This is a genomic window from Bradyrhizobium sp. Kon10 (genome assembly GCF_055807395.1).
The window spans coordinates 368,444-384,596 of the sequence record NZ_JBVVOZ010000003.1 but is presented as its reverse complement, the minus strand read 5'-3'; the positions used below and the strand labels follow the sequence as shown (position 1 = coordinate 384,596).

The 16,153-nt window shown below is 62.9% G+C and carries 17 protein-coding genes and 1 pseudogene; 8 read left to right on the top strand and 10 right to left on the bottom strand.

The features are described from left to right. Positions 1 to 155: 155 nt before the first annotated feature. A complete protein-coding gene (locus AC0L2O_RS07120) occupies positions 156 to 341 on the top strand; it encodes a hypothetical protein (RefSeq protein ID WP_473369205.1) in 186 nt (61 codons plus the stop codon). Positions 342 to 343: 2 nt separating this feature from the next. Here AC0L2O_RS07120 and AC0L2O_RS07115 read toward each other — a convergent pair whose 3' ends face one another. Both AC0L2O_RS07115 and AC0L2O_RS07110 read right to left on the bottom strand, forming a co-directional pair. After that, positions 344 to 535, bottom strand: a complete 192-nt coding sequence (locus tag AC0L2O_RS07115; protein ID WP_473369204.1) for a hypothetical protein — start codon at positions 533 to 535, stop codon at positions 344 to 346. A gap of 619 nt (positions 536 to 1,154) precedes the next feature. Beyond that, positions 1,155 to 1,331 (bottom strand): hypothetical protein, encoded by a 177-nt coding sequence (locus AC0L2O_RS07110; protein WP_473369203.1) that lies wholly within the window; start codon positions 1,329 to 1,331, stop codon positions 1,155 to 1,157. Positions 1,332 to 1,709: 378 nt separating this feature from the next. Here AC0L2O_RS07110 and AC0L2O_RS07105 point away from each other — a divergent pair, with 378 nt between their 5' ends. Together AC0L2O_RS07105 and AC0L2O_RS07100 are read left to right on the top strand one after the other, a co-directional pair. After that, positions 1,710 to 1,928 (top strand): hypothetical protein, encoded by a 219-nt coding sequence (locus tag AC0L2O_RS07105; RefSeq protein ID WP_473369202.1) that lies wholly within the window; start codon positions 1,710 to 1,712, stop codon positions 1,926 to 1,928. A 10-nt stretch (positions 1,929 to 1,938) separates the two neighbouring features. After that, positions 1,939 to 2,187 carry a PilZ domain-containing protein gene (locus AC0L2O_RS07100; RefSeq protein WP_473369201.1) on the top strand — a complete coding sequence of 83 codons (249 nt, stop codon included), beginning with the start codon at positions 1,939 to 1,941 and terminating at the stop codon, positions 2,185 to 2,187. A 39-nt stretch (positions 2,188 to 2,226) separates the two neighbouring features. Here AC0L2O_RS07100 and AC0L2O_RS07095 read toward each other — a convergent pair whose 3' ends face one another. The 4 genes from AC0L2O_RS07095 to AC0L2O_RS07080 all read right to left on the bottom strand — a co-directional run bounded on the left by AC0L2O_RS07095 (position 2,227) and on the right by AC0L2O_RS07080 (position 5,318). Then, complete coding sequence (locus AC0L2O_RS07095; RefSeq protein WP_473369200.1) at positions 2,227 to 2,349, bottom strand: hypothetical protein; 123 nt, start codon at positions 2,347 to 2,349, stop codon at positions 2,227 to 2,229. Positions 2,350 to 2,999: 650 nt separating this feature from the next. After that, positions 3,000 to 3,554 (bottom strand): lysozyme family protein, encoded by a 555-nt coding sequence (locus AC0L2O_RS07090; RefSeq protein WP_473369199.1) that lies wholly within the window; start codon positions 3,552 to 3,554, stop codon positions 3,000 to 3,002. A 269-nt stretch (positions 3,555 to 3,823) separates the two neighbouring features. Further along, a complete protein-coding gene (locus AC0L2O_RS07085; protein ID WP_473369266.1) occupies positions 3,824 to 4,216 on the bottom strand; it encodes a hypothetical protein in 393 nt (130 codons plus the stop codon). Between the two features lie 766 nt (positions 4,217 to 4,982). Next, complete coding sequence (locus AC0L2O_RS07080; protein ID WP_473369198.1) at positions 4,983 to 5,318, bottom strand: hypothetical protein; 336 nt, start codon at positions 5,316 to 5,318, stop codon at positions 4,983 to 4,985. A gap of 561 nt (positions 5,319 to 5,879) precedes the next feature. Between AC0L2O_RS07080 and AC0L2O_RS07075 the strand changes: the two genes are divergently transcribed. Continuing rightward, positions 5,880 to 6,752 (top strand): hypothetical protein, encoded by an 873-nt coding sequence (locus tag AC0L2O_RS07075; protein ID WP_473369197.1) that lies wholly within the window; start codon positions 5,880 to 5,882, stop codon positions 6,750 to 6,752. Positions 6,753 to 6,766: 14 nt separating this feature from the next. Beyond that, positions 6,767 to 7,642 carry an RpnC/YadD family protein gene (locus AC0L2O_RS07070; protein ID WP_473369196.1) on the top strand — a complete coding sequence of 292 codons (876 nt, stop codon included), beginning with the start codon at positions 6,767 to 6,769 and terminating at the stop codon, positions 7,640 to 7,642. A gap of 205 nt (positions 7,643 to 7,847) precedes the next feature. On the opposite strand, the gene AC0L2O_RS07065 is transcribed toward AC0L2O_RS07070, so the two are convergent. Then, positions 7,848 to 9,344: a hypothetical protein gene (locus AC0L2O_RS07065; RefSeq protein ID WP_473369195.1), complete on the bottom strand. Its 1,497-nt coding sequence runs from the start codon at positions 9,342 to 9,344 to the stop codon at positions 7,848 to 7,850. Positions 9,345 to 10,691: 1,347 nt separating this feature from the next. Then, positions 10,692 to 12,098, bottom strand: coding sequence for a DHA2 family efflux MFS transporter permease subunit (locus AC0L2O_RS07060; protein ID WP_473369194.1), 1,407 nt, complete (start codon positions 12,096 to 12,098; stop codon positions 10,692 to 10,694). Positions 12,099 to 12,295: 197 nt separating this feature from the next. Between AC0L2O_RS07060 and AC0L2O_RS07055 the strand changes: the two genes are divergently transcribed. The 3 genes from AC0L2O_RS07055 to AC0L2O_RS07045 all read left to right on the top strand — a co-directional run bounded on the left by AC0L2O_RS07055 (position 12,296) and on the right by AC0L2O_RS07045 (position 14,069). Then, positions 12,296 to 12,604, top strand: coding sequence for a hypothetical protein (locus tag AC0L2O_RS07055; RefSeq protein WP_473369193.1), 309 nt, complete (start codon positions 12,296 to 12,298; stop codon positions 12,602 to 12,604). Positions 12,605 to 12,623: 19 nt separating this feature from the next. Beyond that, positions 12,624 to 13,514, top strand: coding sequence for a sigma-70 family RNA polymerase sigma factor (locus AC0L2O_RS07050; RefSeq protein WP_473369192.1), 891 nt, complete (start codon positions 12,624 to 12,626; stop codon positions 13,512 to 13,514). Between the two features lie 393 nt (positions 13,515 to 13,907). Next, the gene (locus AC0L2O_RS07045) at positions 13,908 to 14,069 is read left to right on the top strand and encodes a DUF2934 domain-containing protein (protein ID WP_473369191.1); all 162 of its coding nucleotides are present in this window, start codon (positions 13,908 to 13,910) and stop codon (positions 14,067 to 14,069) included. Positions 14,070 to 14,697: 628 nt separating this feature from the next. On the opposite strand, the gene AC0L2O_RS07040 is transcribed toward AC0L2O_RS07045, so the two are convergent. Both AC0L2O_RS07040 and AC0L2O_RS07035 read right to left on the bottom strand, forming a co-directional pair. Further along, a complete protein-coding gene (locus tag AC0L2O_RS07040) occupies positions 14,698 to 15,006 on the bottom strand; it encodes a hypothetical protein (protein WP_473369190.1) in 309 nt (102 codons plus the stop codon). 152 nt (positions 15,007 to 15,158) lie between these two features. Next, positions 15,159 to 15,918, bottom strand: a pseudogene (locus AC0L2O_RS07035) (ABC transporter substrate-binding protein); the annotation flags it as partial. Between the last annotated feature and the right edge of the window lie 235 nt (positions 15,919 to 16,153).

Genomic DNA, 16,153 nt, shown 5'->3' with positions numbered 1-16,153 from the left:
CGCTGCGTTTTATAGCGTTTTGAGGCAGGGGGTCAGGGTGGGGCGACGCTCTACGTTGATCGTGCGAGCGACTGAGCCGGACCATTCTGTGAGGGCTGGCATCCGAACTCCGCGCGCCGTATGATTAACGCCTGAGTGCGCGCGGGGGAACAGGCATGACCACAGCGGAAGCCATGAAACACATCCATACGATCACGAAGGACGCGCATCTGCTCCCCGACAAGCAGCGCCTGCTGGTACTCGACGGGATAATCCAGATTTGCCTGAAGGCATCCGTCACTCTGGCGGAGGATGCCAGCCGGCCCTTGCAGCAGCGTCCGCCTGGGCGTTCGCTGAACTAGACTTACCGTTCCTCTTCTGCTGGCTGAGGGACGCTTGGTGCCGGAAGTCCGTACTGCTCTGCGCGCTGCGCTGCGAGCTTACGGTACGCCTTCGCCTGCTGCTCGAACTGCGCCTTGAGCTCGGGGTTCGTTTCCTCAGCCGCCATGTGCTCGAAGCTCAGCGCGTGATCTAGGTATTCGTTCAGTAGCTTCATCGTGGTTCTCGATCAGCGCGCGACCGGTAGCACTCATAGATCGATTCAGACCGCTATCCATTAACGTATGTTCTGGCGGGAACAGACGCGAACGGGAAAACTAAGCACCCCGGGGAGGCGGTGCATTTCTTTTCGAAGAGTTTGAAACCTGGGTGGGCCGCTGTTGCAGGACAGCGGCCCTTAACTTCGGAACATTGTTGTTCTTGCCACGTTTTCCCGCTGCCCTGTTCCGAGGGTGTCCAAGCCCCAGCTCCGCGATCCCCATCGACCCCCAGGAGCTGGGGCCTTTTTTCGCCCGCTGATTCACAAGGTGTTGTTCCGGCGTCCCAGCATGAGGCACCATTTGATGGTGCGTATGCGGGCGGGCGGCTGGATAGGGTTGAGCAGGCTTTCGCGGTGACGCGCTCACCGGGTTAAAGTTCTGATCGCCACGCGGTCTTGGCTGATGATCCTCTCCAAGAGCCGGACTCAATCGTCCAAAGGTGTTCGCCGCACTCGCAGGTGAACAGGCGGATAGTCCTTCCGGTTTGAGTGTCTAGAAAACGCACATACGACTAGGCAGGTTGGAGCACGCGGGGCAACGCGGCACCTTCGCTTGCCGTTGCCAGCTCGGGGTCTGCTACTCGTAGCGATCAAAAATTCCGCGGCGGTGCCGCGCGTGCTCTGCGAGCTTTTCCCACTCGGCAGCCAAGCGCAGCCAGCCTTCGCGGGCGTCTTCATTGTCGGCGTCTTGCGCCATCTGCCGACATTCGTCAGCGTTGCTCTTAAACCGATCAGCATCAACCTGAGAAGTCACTGCGACCTCCTTCGGTAGACAATGAAGGACAGAGGGAGCTCGTTCCCGAGAGATCCGTTTCGGAACGACTAGGTACGGATAGCGGCAATTGGACCCGCCGCTTCTCTTGGACCGTGGCCGCGACACTGAAAACGCGAGCATTATTTCGTGGTCGAGGGCGAGGCGAAGGAGCGGATCGGGGTGTTCAGAAGCAAACCAAGCGACCACCCGCCGCGTGCTGGAGCTTACGCAGTGTCAACGCGCTGGAAAGGTGAATAAACCGTTTCCTCAGCGTCTGCTTCACAGCCCGTTCACCAGCTCACCGACTTAGCCCATCGCGTTAACGTCTCGCACGCCGTCTGGATGTTTACTGCGGGAAAGCAGAAACAGGGACAGCGGATGCGCACGGGTAGGCGTATAACAGCGGGACAGGATCACATCCAAGCAGTCTGCAAGGAGATCGGCGAGCGGCTCGGCCAAATGCTGCGCACCGAAGCAGGCCTGCCTGCTCGGCTGCAGGACCTGCTCGCTCGCCTGTCTGAGCTCGACTGCGACGCGCCCTCCTTCATCGACATTGTACAGGGCGAGAGCCCGCTTGTGGTGAAGAGGGCGGCATAGCTCGCGCAGCATGATGACCGACGAACGGCGGCGAGTAGAGCGCAACGCGGTCATTGAGACCGCCTACATCTTCGGCGATGGATCCAGCATCAGATGCTGCGTCATCAATATCTCCGAGCACGGCGCAGCCATCGAGCTTCCTGATGCAGGCTTCGTCCGCGACCGCTTCAAACTCATCATGGAAAAAGACCGGACCGTCCGGGATTGCCGGTTGGTCTGGAAAAGCGCAAATCGGATTGGTGTTGAGTTCACCGATTAACCTCCTTTGCCGCTCGGTTCATCTCCGGTTAACGAATTTTCAAGGTTGCGGTGCGAAGATGCCGCCATGACAGGTGAGCCTAACCTTGAAAGCGTGCTTCAGGAGCTGCGCCGCAAACAGCGCGCCGAGACATTGCCACGCGCGACCTTTAATCAGTTTCATCGCCAATTTCTTGACCCCCTTCGGCGCGGAGAGTGGGTCCACTCCTCTCAAGTTCCGGACACGCCCAAAGCGAAACACACGCTCCTTCTCAGGGGGTGGATTGAACGGCGAGATACTCCGGCTGGCACTGATTATCGACTGACCGCAGCAGGCCTCGCGGAGCTTTGTCTGCCGCGCTAAGCCGACAGCATGACGCCGGCAAAAAGCGGCTTCAGGACGCGACGCCTGAGACCGAAGGTTACCTTCCCTTATAGCCAGGAGCCTATACGCGAACTTAACGCCGAGGCTCTGATCCGACTCCCGAGTTACGCGGTTCCTCAGTCTCTCAACAGGCGCGGCCAGCGTGGCGGGGGTGATCACATCGGAGCACGCAAGGTTGAGAGAACTCCTCACCAATTTCGCGCCTCCCCGCACGCGAACGTGACATGACCGGCTCGCGTTATTAAAGCGGGGTACCAAGCAAACCCGCGGACCGAATTGGCAGCAACTTCTATTCGGCAGGCACCCGGGATCTCTGCCATCCCACCCGGGGCCGAACGCCCCAGGAATTCACGCATCGCGCGCAAGCGTTCACCCTTATGGGGACAGCCAAGAGTCATTCGCTGGCCCTCCATGGGCGTTCCGACTTTCAACACGATGCCAAAGCGGGCTCACGGTTCAGGCGCCCGTTGCCCCTTAACGGGAACGTATGGAATGCTCCAGACGTGACCGTCACGAGCACCCCGCCAGGTGCCTAGGGCCATTTTGCGATCGGCCCAGCTCTTGATATCGCGGACCGTCATCGCCTTGAGAAACGTGTTGGCGTTGACCAGCTTTTCGCGCGTGGTCAGACCCGTCACGTCGGCGGCGGCCATAACTAAAGCAGCGTCGGCAGTATCTGCGCTGGAAAATAGCGCCACGGCGCCCGCCGGTCCCGCGAAATGGGCCAGGTAGAGAGAACCGGGCGTCACCGGCAGACCGCGCTTGGTCAGCATCGCGGCATGTTCTTCGACCAGGCGTGCGGCAATGTCGCGCGAAAGCTCGGCATCTCGCCGCAAGCCCAAGACTTCCTTGTCGCTGCGGCCCCGGATCAGATCGCGTCGGTGCCTTCGAACGGCTTCGAGCCACGTATCGTCGAGAAACTGGGCGGCGCCAATGGCGCTCGATCGCTTGTTCGTTGCATTCGGTTCACCGTTGGATTCGACTACGATAATGCGCTCGACCATCGCCCTGGCAGCCGCTCTGTCGATCGAGCTCCCGTTTAAATGAGCATCGCGAAACAGGACGAAACTTGCGACCAAAGCCAGGCCGATTGCTACTCCAAGAACGAGCGTCGTGGATTCCGCCGACAGCCAATTCCGCGCGGCGATGACGGATCCACGGTCGTCGGGGCGAGGCGGTCGGACTTCCTGGGCACGGCTTGTTTGCTCCGACACATCCGCGGCGAGCCGCGGGTTGCCGTCGGCTCTCGGCCCGACACAGAGGAGTCCTTGTGCTAGGTCTGACATCGCGTCTGCAGGTTCAATGCCTTAAGAAGTCCATCGAAGGCACCTGACGGGCACGGCCTGGCCTCAATGACTGGTTTGGCCGAACTGGCGCCAGCGCCTTGCCGGGGACGAGGTCTGGGCAGCATGATCGCGGATTTTCCGCTTGCGTTGCCGTTCTGCTGCTCAATGATCTTCGGAGGTGGTTGCGCAACGATCACGGTGTGATCCGGCGGATGCATCAGTTCGCTCGAGGAAAGCGGCTGCGGGGGCGCGTCGACCGCGGGAATTTCGAGCCGGTCTGCCTTGGTCAGTGTATCGTGCGAGGGGCGCAATCCGGTGGTTGCCTGAGCAGGCGGCTCGTTCACGGGCTTTGTCATGCGCGGTGGCGCCTCGAGCTCCATCACGGCGAGTGTACCGAGGCCAACGAGTAAGAGAGCCACTCTCATCTGATTTCACGCTCTCCGAACGAGAAACCTCGCTCAAATCCTCTTGGAAGTGAGCTCCAGAAACCGGAGAACGATTGCAGCGGTCCAATAAGGCCGCTTCGCGGCGGAGGTGAACCGGGGAGAACGGCTACGGGAGAAGATCAACGACAGGGTTAACGCGGCTCATGCGAACCCGCTCGACTGAAGCGGAGCCAATCCGCCGACGACGTGGCGTCACCGCTTCTCACGTGGCCCCCGCACCTTTGCTGGATCGATAGCTGAAGTCGCCGATCGGCGGCGAGACGCCGCGCCGATCTACGGCAAGCCGGTTCGCGCCGGCGGACATCCTGCACGCGGGTGTGATGCGGATCTTGTGAGTTAGTTCACAAGCGGCAGGCACGCCCAAGCGTAGTGTGCGCGCTTCAAGTAGAGGGAAGCGCCATGAACGTTGATTGGACGACCTCTCGATTGTTCGCGCTGACAGCCGTCGTTCTGTTTGCCGTCGGTGCTACTATGGCGATCGGCACTCCTCGCGGAGTGTTTGAGCCGACCTTGGGACAGGAGTGGCAATGCAGCCGAACCTTGCTGCTCGTCACGACTTGTTCTCACGCCACCAAACCAGGATGAATCGGGCCAGCGCTACCCCTGTCGGATTGCCGACCGGAACGGTTTCGACAGCATGCGCACGAACAGCGGCCCTGTCCAAGAATCGTTCGTCGCCAGGTAGGCTATCAAGCGACTCTCAATCAAGTTCGACCAAGTATACCGGCTGACCGGCATCCGCAGATCGCGCGGAGGTCTGTTCCCGGTAGCGGTTCTTTTCGTCTCGATTGGCCAATCGAACGCGCAACGTTGCCAGTTCGTCGCAAAGAGGCTTGCCGCCCGATCGCGCCGAACTGAGTTTCGCCCGTACTCTTTGGTCGGCACAAATGGCCTCAGCTTCGGAATATTTCCGCGCGGCGAAAGCAACGACCGGGTTTCGATCGACCTCGATCGTGAAGACAGAGATGGAAAGCTCCTCCGCCATGGTCGTATGCCGTCCTTTTATCGGTGGGCGTTTGAACCTTGCCTCGTCCATTCAGACTAATCCAGACCGGGATCTTTGCCATTCCACCCGGGGCTGGAACGCCGCCGTCCGCGACGGATTTAAGCGGGCGGCGTTTTTGCTTCTGCAACACCCCGCTTGCGGGGGCACGACCGTTTTCTTCGTCTCTTCCTCGGCCCGATCTCCGTGTCTTCCTGTGCCCCTGAGGCAATCGGGCCACAATTGGACGGAGCATCACTTCCCGCATCTCCCGGTCGTCGACACCGTCGGCGAACTCAACCCGAATGCTGCGAATGCTCTCCTGAAGGTATTGGAGGAGCCAGGCGAGCTTGTCGGCGACGCGAGATCGTCCGTCATCCCACGCCGTAGCGTGGCTTCAAGGTGCCGGATGACCCCTCTGCCCTCCGCCGCGATCCGCTCGGGCGAGGTGAAATAGCCCGACGGGTCGCCGTTCTCGTCACGTTTGCGGATGTGGATGGTCCGGAAGTCGCCGGCCCAGTCGAACACCTGTCCGAACATCGCCTTTGTGGACGGCTTGCCAACCCGTGAGCGACGGTCCGCCTCGTTGAACAGAAACGACGCCTCGACGATGCGATGTCGTCGATCGTGCTGTCGAGTTCGTCCGCATCCGGGCGCGGCGCAGCCGTGATCGAGGACGTCTCCGTCGAAAGCGAGGCCATGGCCGAAGCCGAGGCGCAGACGGTGAATTCGGAACACAGCGTCCGGACGGACGCGCAGGCGGCCGAGAAGGTCGTCCAGGAGGCCGCCGGCCTGCTCTCGCGCGCAGCCGCCATGAAGCACATCGGCGCACCCCGCGCCCAGTTGGACGTCCTCATCGCCTCCGGCCTCCTCACGCTCCCCTGGCAGCTCGCCAGTTCGGCGGCCGCGACGGCTACGCCAACACCGACCTGGATGCCTTCCTCGGCCGCCTCGCCGAGCACGCCGCCCTGCTCAAGAAGGCCGACAAGGGTTTCCGCACCATCCCCGTCGCGGCCCGCCAGGCCTGCCGGTCGGCCGCCGAAATCGTGCGCCTCATCCTCGACGACAAGGTCCCCACCCGCACCGCGCCCGGCAAGCTCACCCCACATGGGCGTCCTCGTCGACGTAAACGCAGTCAAGAACGCTCTGCGGGGTCCGCAGGCCGATGGGCTGTCGTTGCGCCTGGCAGCCCGCGGGATCGGCACCTCCGACCGCGTCATGGAAGCGCTCATCGGACACGGGCACATCCGGGCCGTTAGCGCGATCAACCCGGTCAACCGGTGCCCGCAGACCCTGGTGCCGAACACCGAGATCGCCAGGTTCAAGGGCGCCCCTGGCCAAGGAGCGCGGGATCTACATCGCCACGCTCAAGAAGTGCCTGGATCGCACCGGCGCAAAGGTCGCCTTCGATTCAATGAAGATCGGCGCGCGGTTCTATCCGAGGGACCTGATTTCACTCTTGCTGCCTGCGGCCGTATGAGAAGCTAAACCCGAGAACCGCGATGAAATACGACGTTCCAATCAAGACCATCCTGAAAAACAACCGATCCAAGCTGCGCGCCGCCTTCGGCATCCGGGGCGAAAGCCGCGATCTGCCGACCAACTTACCCGGGCGCGAACACGGCGGCGACTTTCTGGCTCTGGTTAAACACGGTCGTCGCAGACCCTACCTTGCCCACCTCGAAGTCCAGTCGGATCGACATCCGGACATGTTAAGCCGGATGCTCGGGTACCGTTCAGACATCCGGGCCTGGCAGAAGATCACGGGCGACGAGGAATGCAGGGACCTGCACGTCGTTCAGACCCTCGTCTACATCGGTCCGGGATCATGGGAGCCGAGACTGCGGCTGCGGGAACGACAGCTGAGATACAATTTCGCCTACCGGGACGTCAAAACGCTCGATTCCGACGTTCTCTTCACCAGCGAAAATGCCGACGACGCCGCCATGGCTGTGCTGTTCCAAGACGGCCACGAACGATATATGATCCAGAAGATCGTGCGGCGCATTTCGGAAGTCGCCACGACCGATCGCGAAACGAGGGATGCCGGAGCCCTGCTCACCGTTTTCTCCGAGTTGCGCGAAGCCGGTCGGACCGTCGCAGAGGAGTGGAAGAAGATGAACGTTTCTATCGATGTCAGCGAAAGCCCGCTCATCAAGGAAGGGCTCGATCGTGCGCGTGCCGAAAGCTTCGGCAAGCTGATCGCCAAGCAGCTCCAGCAGAAGTTCGCTGACGCGGATGCCGCCGAGATCAGCCGACGGCTCGCAGATCTCAACGCCGACGAACTCGAAGCCATCGGTGAACGCATCATCCAGGCCGGTTCGCTCGAAGAAGCCCTCGCGATCCCGGCGCCTTGCACCGCTCCCGGAAGGATCTGACCACCGCCCCAAATCGCGTGTCGTCCGATGGCGGCGCAGGGTTTTCGGATTTTCGTTCACGTGTTCGCGGGCGCGTTTTCGAATGAAGCTCGCGCCGCACTCGAAAAAGACGCCCCCAATGCGGAGCTTTTCGCTCCGGTCCCGGACTTTCTTCCGTGAGAGCTGGACCGCGCCCGGTGCCGGCGACTGCGTCGCTGGATCCGACCTAGTCGGGATAGACGCCGCCGGCTGCCTTGAACGCTTTGAGCAGGGCATCGCACCATGAGGCCATCGCCGCCGTCTTTTCCGGAATACGCTGGGCCTGGAAGTACCAGCGCTTGCCGGTCTGTCCCACGCGGTCGAGCTCGTTCCTGCGGTCGCCGGCGATCTCGTGGCCGATCATCAGCGAGGCGGTCCCGGGGGGAAGTGTGGTCTCGTCGAGGATGAAGTCCCCCATCGTAGAGCGGATGATGTGCATGGAGAACGGCGGGATTCCACGCAGCACGTCGCGATGATTGCCCTCGCGCAGGCCGCGCATGTTGCGCAGATGGTTGGCCAGCGCGGATCCGGAGACGGCGATGTCGCCGGCCTCTGACTGCATCACGCGCGAGGCGAACACCCACTTGCTCTTCCGATTCCAGATGCCGGCGCGCTCGGCCGCCCGCGTCCAATCGCGCTTGCAGCAATCGGCGACGTGCAGCCCGAGCTGCGGAATGGGTAGCGTGAAGGGATTTTGCGCCTTCATGACTTCGGGCTGCCATGTCGCGAGGCCCCAGCCGGGCTCGCCGCGCGGGTCGGAGTAGTCGAGATCCTCCTGGGCGATCCACGTGCCGGAGCCCCGCCGGTGGCCGGTCAAGGCGTCCCACCATAGGCCCCAACGCACACCTGGCGAGATGCGCTCGTTGCCGCTGCGCGAGGCGCAGAACCGTTCGTGCTCGGCCAGCAACATGCCGAGATGCTCAACCTTGAAGTCGTCCTTTTTCTTCGCCCGCGCCTTGTCGCGCACGACCTTCTTTTCGATCTCGTCCTTGGTCCGCCGGCGCCGCTCCGCGAGCAGCCACCATTTGCGCCCGGCAAGGCCGCTCTCCTTTCGCCTGAAGGCCGCCGCCCAATTCAGAGCCGCTTGGCCGTAGGCGCGGAACTTGCGGTAAGCGTCGTAGCCGTATTCCTCGTGCAGCGCCTGCTGGACCTCCTCGAACCAGTTCTCGTCGAGGGAAGCGAGCAGGCGCGTCTCGTGCTTTTCGACCTCCTTGCGGCCGAAGATCTGCCGGACGTCGCTCTGGGTTTCCGCCGACGGGTAGATCGGGCGGCCGGAGGAATCCTCGCGCATCCCGGCGATGTGGGCCTTGTATTCATCGGCCAGTCTCCCCCAGGTCCAGCCCGCCGGCGTCTCGGCCGCGTCCGTCGGATTGCCCATCCTGGCCCATTCGCGCTTGGCGGCTTCGCGCGCCTCGCGCAACCCAAGGATTCGTTCGCCTGCGGCGCTGCCCCGTTTGCGGCGCTGCGGCACCTTGCCCGCAGTCGCGACCGGCATGGCGTCGCCGATCTTCAGCGTCCGTTCGCGCGTCTTGACCAGCCATGACGCGGAGTGCCCGCGCACCCGCAGCACCAGGTACGGCTGCAGCTTGTCGCAGAAGTCATGGATTCCCTCTTGCCCGTCCAGCGCGCGCTTGAGGGCCGTCTTGACGACCTCGGGGGTGAGGTCCAACCGTTCGGATGCCAATTCCGTTTCCTTATCCCGACCAAGGATTGGCCTTCAGTACCACGGCCGTACCAGCGAAAGCCAGAATTCCGACCGGCTGGGGGCCTCCAGGAAGGGGGTGTCGGGGTTTTTTCGCGATTTTTTGCGGCGAAAGTGCTGTACGAGGCTCCCTGCCCATAAGAGGCGGGTCATCATAATCCTGGGGTCGGGGGTTCGAGTCCCTCTCCCGCTACCAATTCCCCACTACCAATTTCGAGTTTCCTAGCTAATCTGCAATCTATGCGGGCATTTCCGCGCGCGGAGCTTCGGTGCTGGGTATCTCCCAACGGTCACCGTGGCCCGGTAAACTGACACACTGCCGATGTTTGAAACTTGGAATGACGTGTTCCCAAACTTTGCAATTTTGGTCGTGATCTCTACGCCATCTAACTTCAAAATCATCTGCTCGGACATATACGACACTCCCCGAAAGCTCGTTAAAGTAGAGCAATTTGTTCTTCGTCACAAAGAAAAAGCTCCACAGCACCGCGCTCGATCGGGATGATGGGCCCCGCATTGCCCGTCGGGCGAAACAGTCACCGGCCCGTCAACACCTCCCCGCAAAAATATTCCACTTTACCGAAATTCGGAAACGGCGTATGTGTCGGTCATCCCGGCTCATCCTTGAGGGGCGATCTCGTTGTCGTCTTGATTGCGAGTCGGGCTTGCGATGGACGCGGCAGCGTCGGCACGAGATGGTGCGGGCAGGGCGGGTAGTCCCTGTGAGCCCGCAACCGCGTGCGGACGAGCGGCGCTGCTAGGCTTCGTCTCGCCCGTAAGTTTCCGGCTTCGTCGACACGGCCGGGAAAACTGCGGCGAAATGGCGGGCCGTGCGTACGGCAAAACCGTGTGGTCCTGGCCGTCGTTGCTACGGTCAAGCTGTCGCGGAGGTGTGTGCGAGCTCAACCGGGCGGACAGCATCATCCAAATTCGCGAGGCGAGGGAGGCCAAAAGGAAAGTTCGGCTCCCGGGAGAGCACGGCATAAGCCGTCCAACCATCGCGCAGGGAAGGCCGAGTGATTGGCACCACCTGTATGCTGCTGTGCGGTTTTCCTGCGTGTGCTTTTCGCGCAGCGGACCGCGGGTGCGAGGTCAGCACCCGGCCTTCCCTGCGCCCTCTTGGATTTGAGGGTGAAGTGACCAGGCAAAGCTCGGGCGAAACGCGCCGCGAGAATGCGAAAGCGTGTCCCGCGGCTTGCAATGCGTGTCAGAGGACTGCGATCCCTTCCACCAGAGGTCGTTTTCATTTTAGAATGACGTTTCATGATCGGAAAGAAGGATGGCACCACAAGGCGCTGCGCCGATCACGAAACTCTATCGTCGCGAGCCTCACGCATCTTGCGGCGCGGCTGCGCCGACCGTCCGTCGCCGTGCCGGCAGGAAACACCCCGCAATCGCGCCGGCCAGCGACAGCGTTGCTGCAAGGCTCATCGCCGCAGCAAATCCGCGCTCGAAATGCACGGCGGAATCGACCCCACCGTTGGCCGAGAAGCTCGCCACCAGCGCGGCGATGCCGAACATGCCGCCGAGGAACCGGCCCATGTTGAAGATGCCGGACGCCTTGCCCATTTCGGCCACCGCGACCGAGCTCAGGATCGCGTTCTGTGCTGCCGGCATCGCCATCGAGACGCCGACACCGGCCAGCACCAGCGGCGCGACCAGGGCGGAGTAGGCAATCGTGGGGCTGACGATCTCGGCGATCCAGCCAAGGCCGATCGCCTGCATCAGCAACCCCGTCACCACCAGCGGCCGCTCGCCGAACCTGTTGACGACCGCGCCGGCGATCGGGGCGGTGACGAACAGTGTCGCCGTCCAGGGCAGCAGGCGAAGTCCGGCGCCGAAGGCGTCGAAGCCCAGGGTGGTCTGGAGGAACTGCGGCAGCAGGAACAAGACTCCATACATCGCGGCGTAGAACAGGACGCTTGCGGACATGCCGGAGGCAAGCGCCCGCGATGCGAACAGCCGCATCGGCACCATTGGCGCGGTCGCGCGCAATTCCCGGAGTACGAAGGCGGCTGTGAACACCACACCTGCCATCAGCGTGGCCGCGACCTCGGAGCTCGCCCATCCCACGGCGTTGCCGCGCAACAGGCTCCACACCCACGCCAGCGCCGCAAGCGCGACGAGCGCCAGTCCGGGGATGTCCAATGCGGCCGCCGGGCCGAAGCTTTCGCGCAACCGTGCCAGCACCAGGGCGATCGCGATCAGGCCGATCGGCAGGTTGATCCAGAACACCCAGCGCCAGCCGAAATGTTCGGTGATGAAGCCGCCGATGGCGGGCCCGATGATCAGCGCGCAGCCGGTGATGCTGCTGAAAATGCCAAGCGCGCGGGCGCGCTCCTCGCGGCCGAACGTGCCGCTCAGGATCGCCATTGCGAGCGGCATCACCAGCGCGGCGCCGGCGCCCTGCAGTGCGCGGGCGGCGATCAGCGCGGTGGCGCTGCCTGCGAGCGCACAGGCCGCCGATGCAACGACGAACAGGGCGATGCCGGACGCGAACATGCGGCGGCGACCGAAGCGGTCGCCGAGCGCGGCCCCGGTCAGGAGCAGCACGGCAAAGGTCAGGTTGAAGGCGTTGACGGTCCATTGCAGCGTCTCGACCGGGCTGCTGAATTCGGCGCGGATGGTCGCGAATGCCGTCGTGATGATCATGGCATCCAGCGCCATCATGAAGGACGCCAGCGCGGTGACGCCAAGCACCCAGTTCTGCGCGGCGCGATTGGTCGGGGTCTGCATCGCCCTGTCTCCGTGGGTCGCGCCGCCCTGTCGCGGCGCGTTCTGCGGGCTAGACGAGGGCGGAGCGGCAAAGGATGCGCCCAAAAATAATTTGTTCCGGGCCGCATCCTTCGCCGACCGGCAAACGTCCTAGGGGTGATGCGGCCATTTGCGCGATTTTGAGCGAACCAGGTCGCGACATGAGCAAGGAGCGCGCGATGAGAAGGACGTTGATCAGGTACAAGGCCAAGCCGGAGCTGGCCGATCGGAATGCCGAGCTGGTTTCGGCTGTATTTGCGGAATTGAAGGCGGCCGGGCCCGACGGCGTGCGCTATCTGACGCTGCGGCTGGAGGACGACACCTTCATCCATTTTGTCGAGGCCGCAGCCGAGGACGGCTCGAGCCCGATCCCGAAGCTCAAGGCGTTTCAGACGTTCCAGGACGGCATCCGCGATCGCTGCGCGGAGCCGCCGCTGGTTCGTGACGTGAGGATTGTCGGCAACTACCGTATGCTGGACGAGTCCTGACAGGCGAGACGGAGGAGCAATGGCGCCAGACCCGCTGGCCACCGTCGATATCGAGGCCCTGCTGGCGCGGATGCGGCCGAAGCTGCATCGCTACTGCGCGCGCATGGTCGGCTCGGTCATCGACGGTGAGGATGTGCTGCAGGATGCGCTGATCAAGGCGATGGAAGCGCTGCGATCGGTGACGCCCGTCGTCAATACGGAGGGCTGGCTGTTCCGCATCGCGCACAACACCGCGCTGGATTTCCTGCGTCGCCGCAACCGGCAGGAGGCGCTGCATTCGGCTGAGGAGGTGGAGATGATTGCCGACCAGCTCGATGATGTGGAAAGCCGCCAGATCGCTGCGACCAGCCTGCGCACGTTCATGCGGCTGCCGGTGGCGCAGCGGTCTAGCGTGATCCTGATGGACGTGCTCGGCTGCTCGCTGGCCGAGGTCTGCGACATCATGGATTTCAGCCTTACGGCGGTGAAGGCCGCGCTGCATCGCGGACGCACGCAACTGCGTGAGTTCGCCGGAGAACCCGACGATGTGCAGCAGCCGGGCCTGTCGGACGCCGATCGGACGCGGCTCAACGCCTATGTCAGCTCTTTCAATGCCCGCGACTTCGACGCGATCCGCGGCATGATCGCCGACGACGTCAGGCTCGAGCTCGTCAACCGCACCAGGCTGAAAGGCAAGGCCGAGGTGTCGAACTATTTTGGCAATTATTCGAAGGTCAGCGACTGGCACCTGGTGGCGGGGCAGGTCGAGGGACGTCCCGCGATCCTGGTGTTCGATCCGAATGAGCCGGGCGGGCGGCCGAAATATTTCATGCTGCTCGACTGGTCCGCCGACAAGCTCGCCACCATCAGGGATTTTCGTCACGCAACTTATGTTGTCGACGGTGCGGAGTGCGTGGTGGATCCAGGGTGAGCTCGCCTTTCACATCGGAGCAGACGTCGCTTGACCAGAAGAACGCCGTGGCTGGGTTGAGCGGTCTCCCGCTACCATCTCTTCAGGCGCTTGCCCGCAAATCCACTGGCTCTCCGAAGTCCACCGGCCGACTGGTATCTCAAGCAACGCTCAACCGAGGTCACGCGCCCGCCACCCCAAATGGTGGGCTCACGCGCGCACGGGCGCGTTGATTTGAGCAACGGCCTGTTCGGAAAACGGCTTCGCACTTTTCCCGATCGCTTGGAACTCTCGCGCCAGATCAAGGCTTGAATCCCCGGGCCAGCGTCGCCGCCGATGGCTGGCCTGCACGGTCCCGCCCCCAAGCCCCCCATACCCCCCAGGGTGGGGCCGTGCTTCACAGCAGGTGATGCAATGCCCGAGCCGACCGAACAGGCCATCAGAGAACGCGCGCACCGGCTGTGGGAGCAAGCCGGCAGGCCGGAAGGCCGCGAGGACGAGTTTTGGCAGGCGGCCGAGCAGGAGCTGCGCAATGAGGATAATTCGAATCCCATGCGGACGCCGGATACGCTGTGACCAAGAAGTGCCCATTCTGCTACGGTCTGGGATGGGTCTGCGAAAACCATCCGCTCCGACCCTGGAGCGAAAAACTAGGTGGCTGCCGCTGCGGTGCCGGGATGCCTTGCACCTGCAACACGACCGAAGATCCCGAGATCAGGGCGGTGATTGTGGAAGCCGATACCACTTGGCATTGACAGCATCGGCGTCGGAACCGCGCCAGCACCCCGAGTGATTCAAGGTCGCTGCTGCCCGCGGAACGGACTGGTGCCGCCATGCCGGCAAACCAGTCGCCTTCTCCATGCGGTCTGTGGAACCGAGGCGGAGGCGAGCGGCTTCAGCCGTCCCGTTTCCCGGCAGAGAAAAAGCCGCCGAGTTCTTCACCCTGGCGGCTTCACAAGTCCGTAGCTGTTGATCGCCTTCCCAGCCTGGTGCGTACCGCCGTTACCTTGTTCGCGGCCATGCGCAATCCTTCTAGGCGAAGGCACCTGATTCTGCTGTGACCTGAAGCACACAATCAAAGACCATGCTCTGAGCTGCGTGAGAACTGAGATCCGCCAATTGACCTCGCGTCTTGTCCGGGAGGACGTGAAAGCGGCGCGGCCAAAACCGACCGCGCCGCTTCCGCCTTGCAGCATTGGCTGCATCAATACTCGTATTGTGGCGCGTAGGCCGGCGCGCCCCAGCCAGGCTCGTCATATCCATAGGCGCCATAACCCTGGCCGCTGTAGCCATAGCCGCTGGTGTGGTGCCAGCTTCCGAGGCGATTGCATTGGCCGACGCCTGCCATCAGCTGGCCGCCGTTCATCGCGGGACCGGCCACACCAACGGCGTTTTCGCTAGACGGGGTGCACCAGCCCGGCCCGCGCCCTGCGGCAAGCGTAGGACTTGAGGTCGCGAGCGGCAAAACGAGGGCCGTCAGGGCGGCCGCGCCCACGAGTTTCAAGCGCGTCATTGTTGTCTCCGTTGTTGTTTGAGTTGACAGCGACCCAATCCCGGCGACGGCGAGCCGTTCCCAAGGAGACAATCGCAATTTCGGGAGCAACAAGGGTTTCAGCGGGGTTCGGAACACTCGGAGCCGCTTTCGTCACTCTGCGCTTCTCTCCCTCAACTCCGATACCAACTCCCCAAATTCCACGTCGTCACGTCCCATCCCGAGATATCCGCCATCAGGTCGTTGACCGCGCCGCCGACGATGTTGCGCGAGAGCAGCGGCACCAGCACGTTGGCCTCGCAGAAGATCTCGTTGACCTTGATCAGCAGTGCGGCGCGCTTGACCGGATCGAGTTCCTTCTGCGCGGCCTTGTAGGCCTTGTCGGCCTCGGGATCGGACCAGCGCGAGACGTTGCGCCGGAGCCATTTGCACGGTGCGCGCCGCGGAGACCGCGTCGCCGCCACCCTTGAGTTCAAGTGTATCGAAATGCGGCTGGTTGCTGACGTGATAGTCGGGGTTGCGTTCGGCTCGGAGCATGTCGCCCGGCCTGAACTCGACGAACTTGTAGGGACCGGTGCCGACCGGCTTCAGATTGCCCGGCGCATCGCGCGACTTCGCGCCGGCATAGTCGCCAAAATGATGCTTTGGCGGGATCTGGCCGACCGAGCCGACGAAGGGGTCGGCCCAGAACGGCGTCGGGTCCTTGAAGATCACCTTGACGGTGTGGTCGTCGATCTTCTCGACGATGATGTCCTTGTAGGGTCCCGTGGTGTACGCGGCGTTCGTGAGATCCGCTGCGTAGGCCCAGGTAAAGACGACGTCATCGGCGGTGAAGGGCTTGCCGTCATGCCATGTCACGCCCTGCTTCAGCTTCCAGGTCACGCTCGTGCCGTCCGCAGCAAGGCCGCCGTGCTGCCTGCTCGGAACCTCGGCGCCTCATCCCCTGCCTCGCCGCGAGGCGACCTGATCCTTGGTCGACGGTTCATCGTGCTCCGTCATTGCGAGCGCGACGAAGCAATCCAGAGTCGTTCCGCGGAGCGATTCGGGATTGCTTCGCTGCGCTCGCAATGACGATGTTGAGCCCGTGCGCCTTCAAGGGCTGCGATGTGCGCGATGCCGCTATGCTCTCGGTCTTGAACGCCGGTAATGCGTTGCCCTTCGGCAGCCC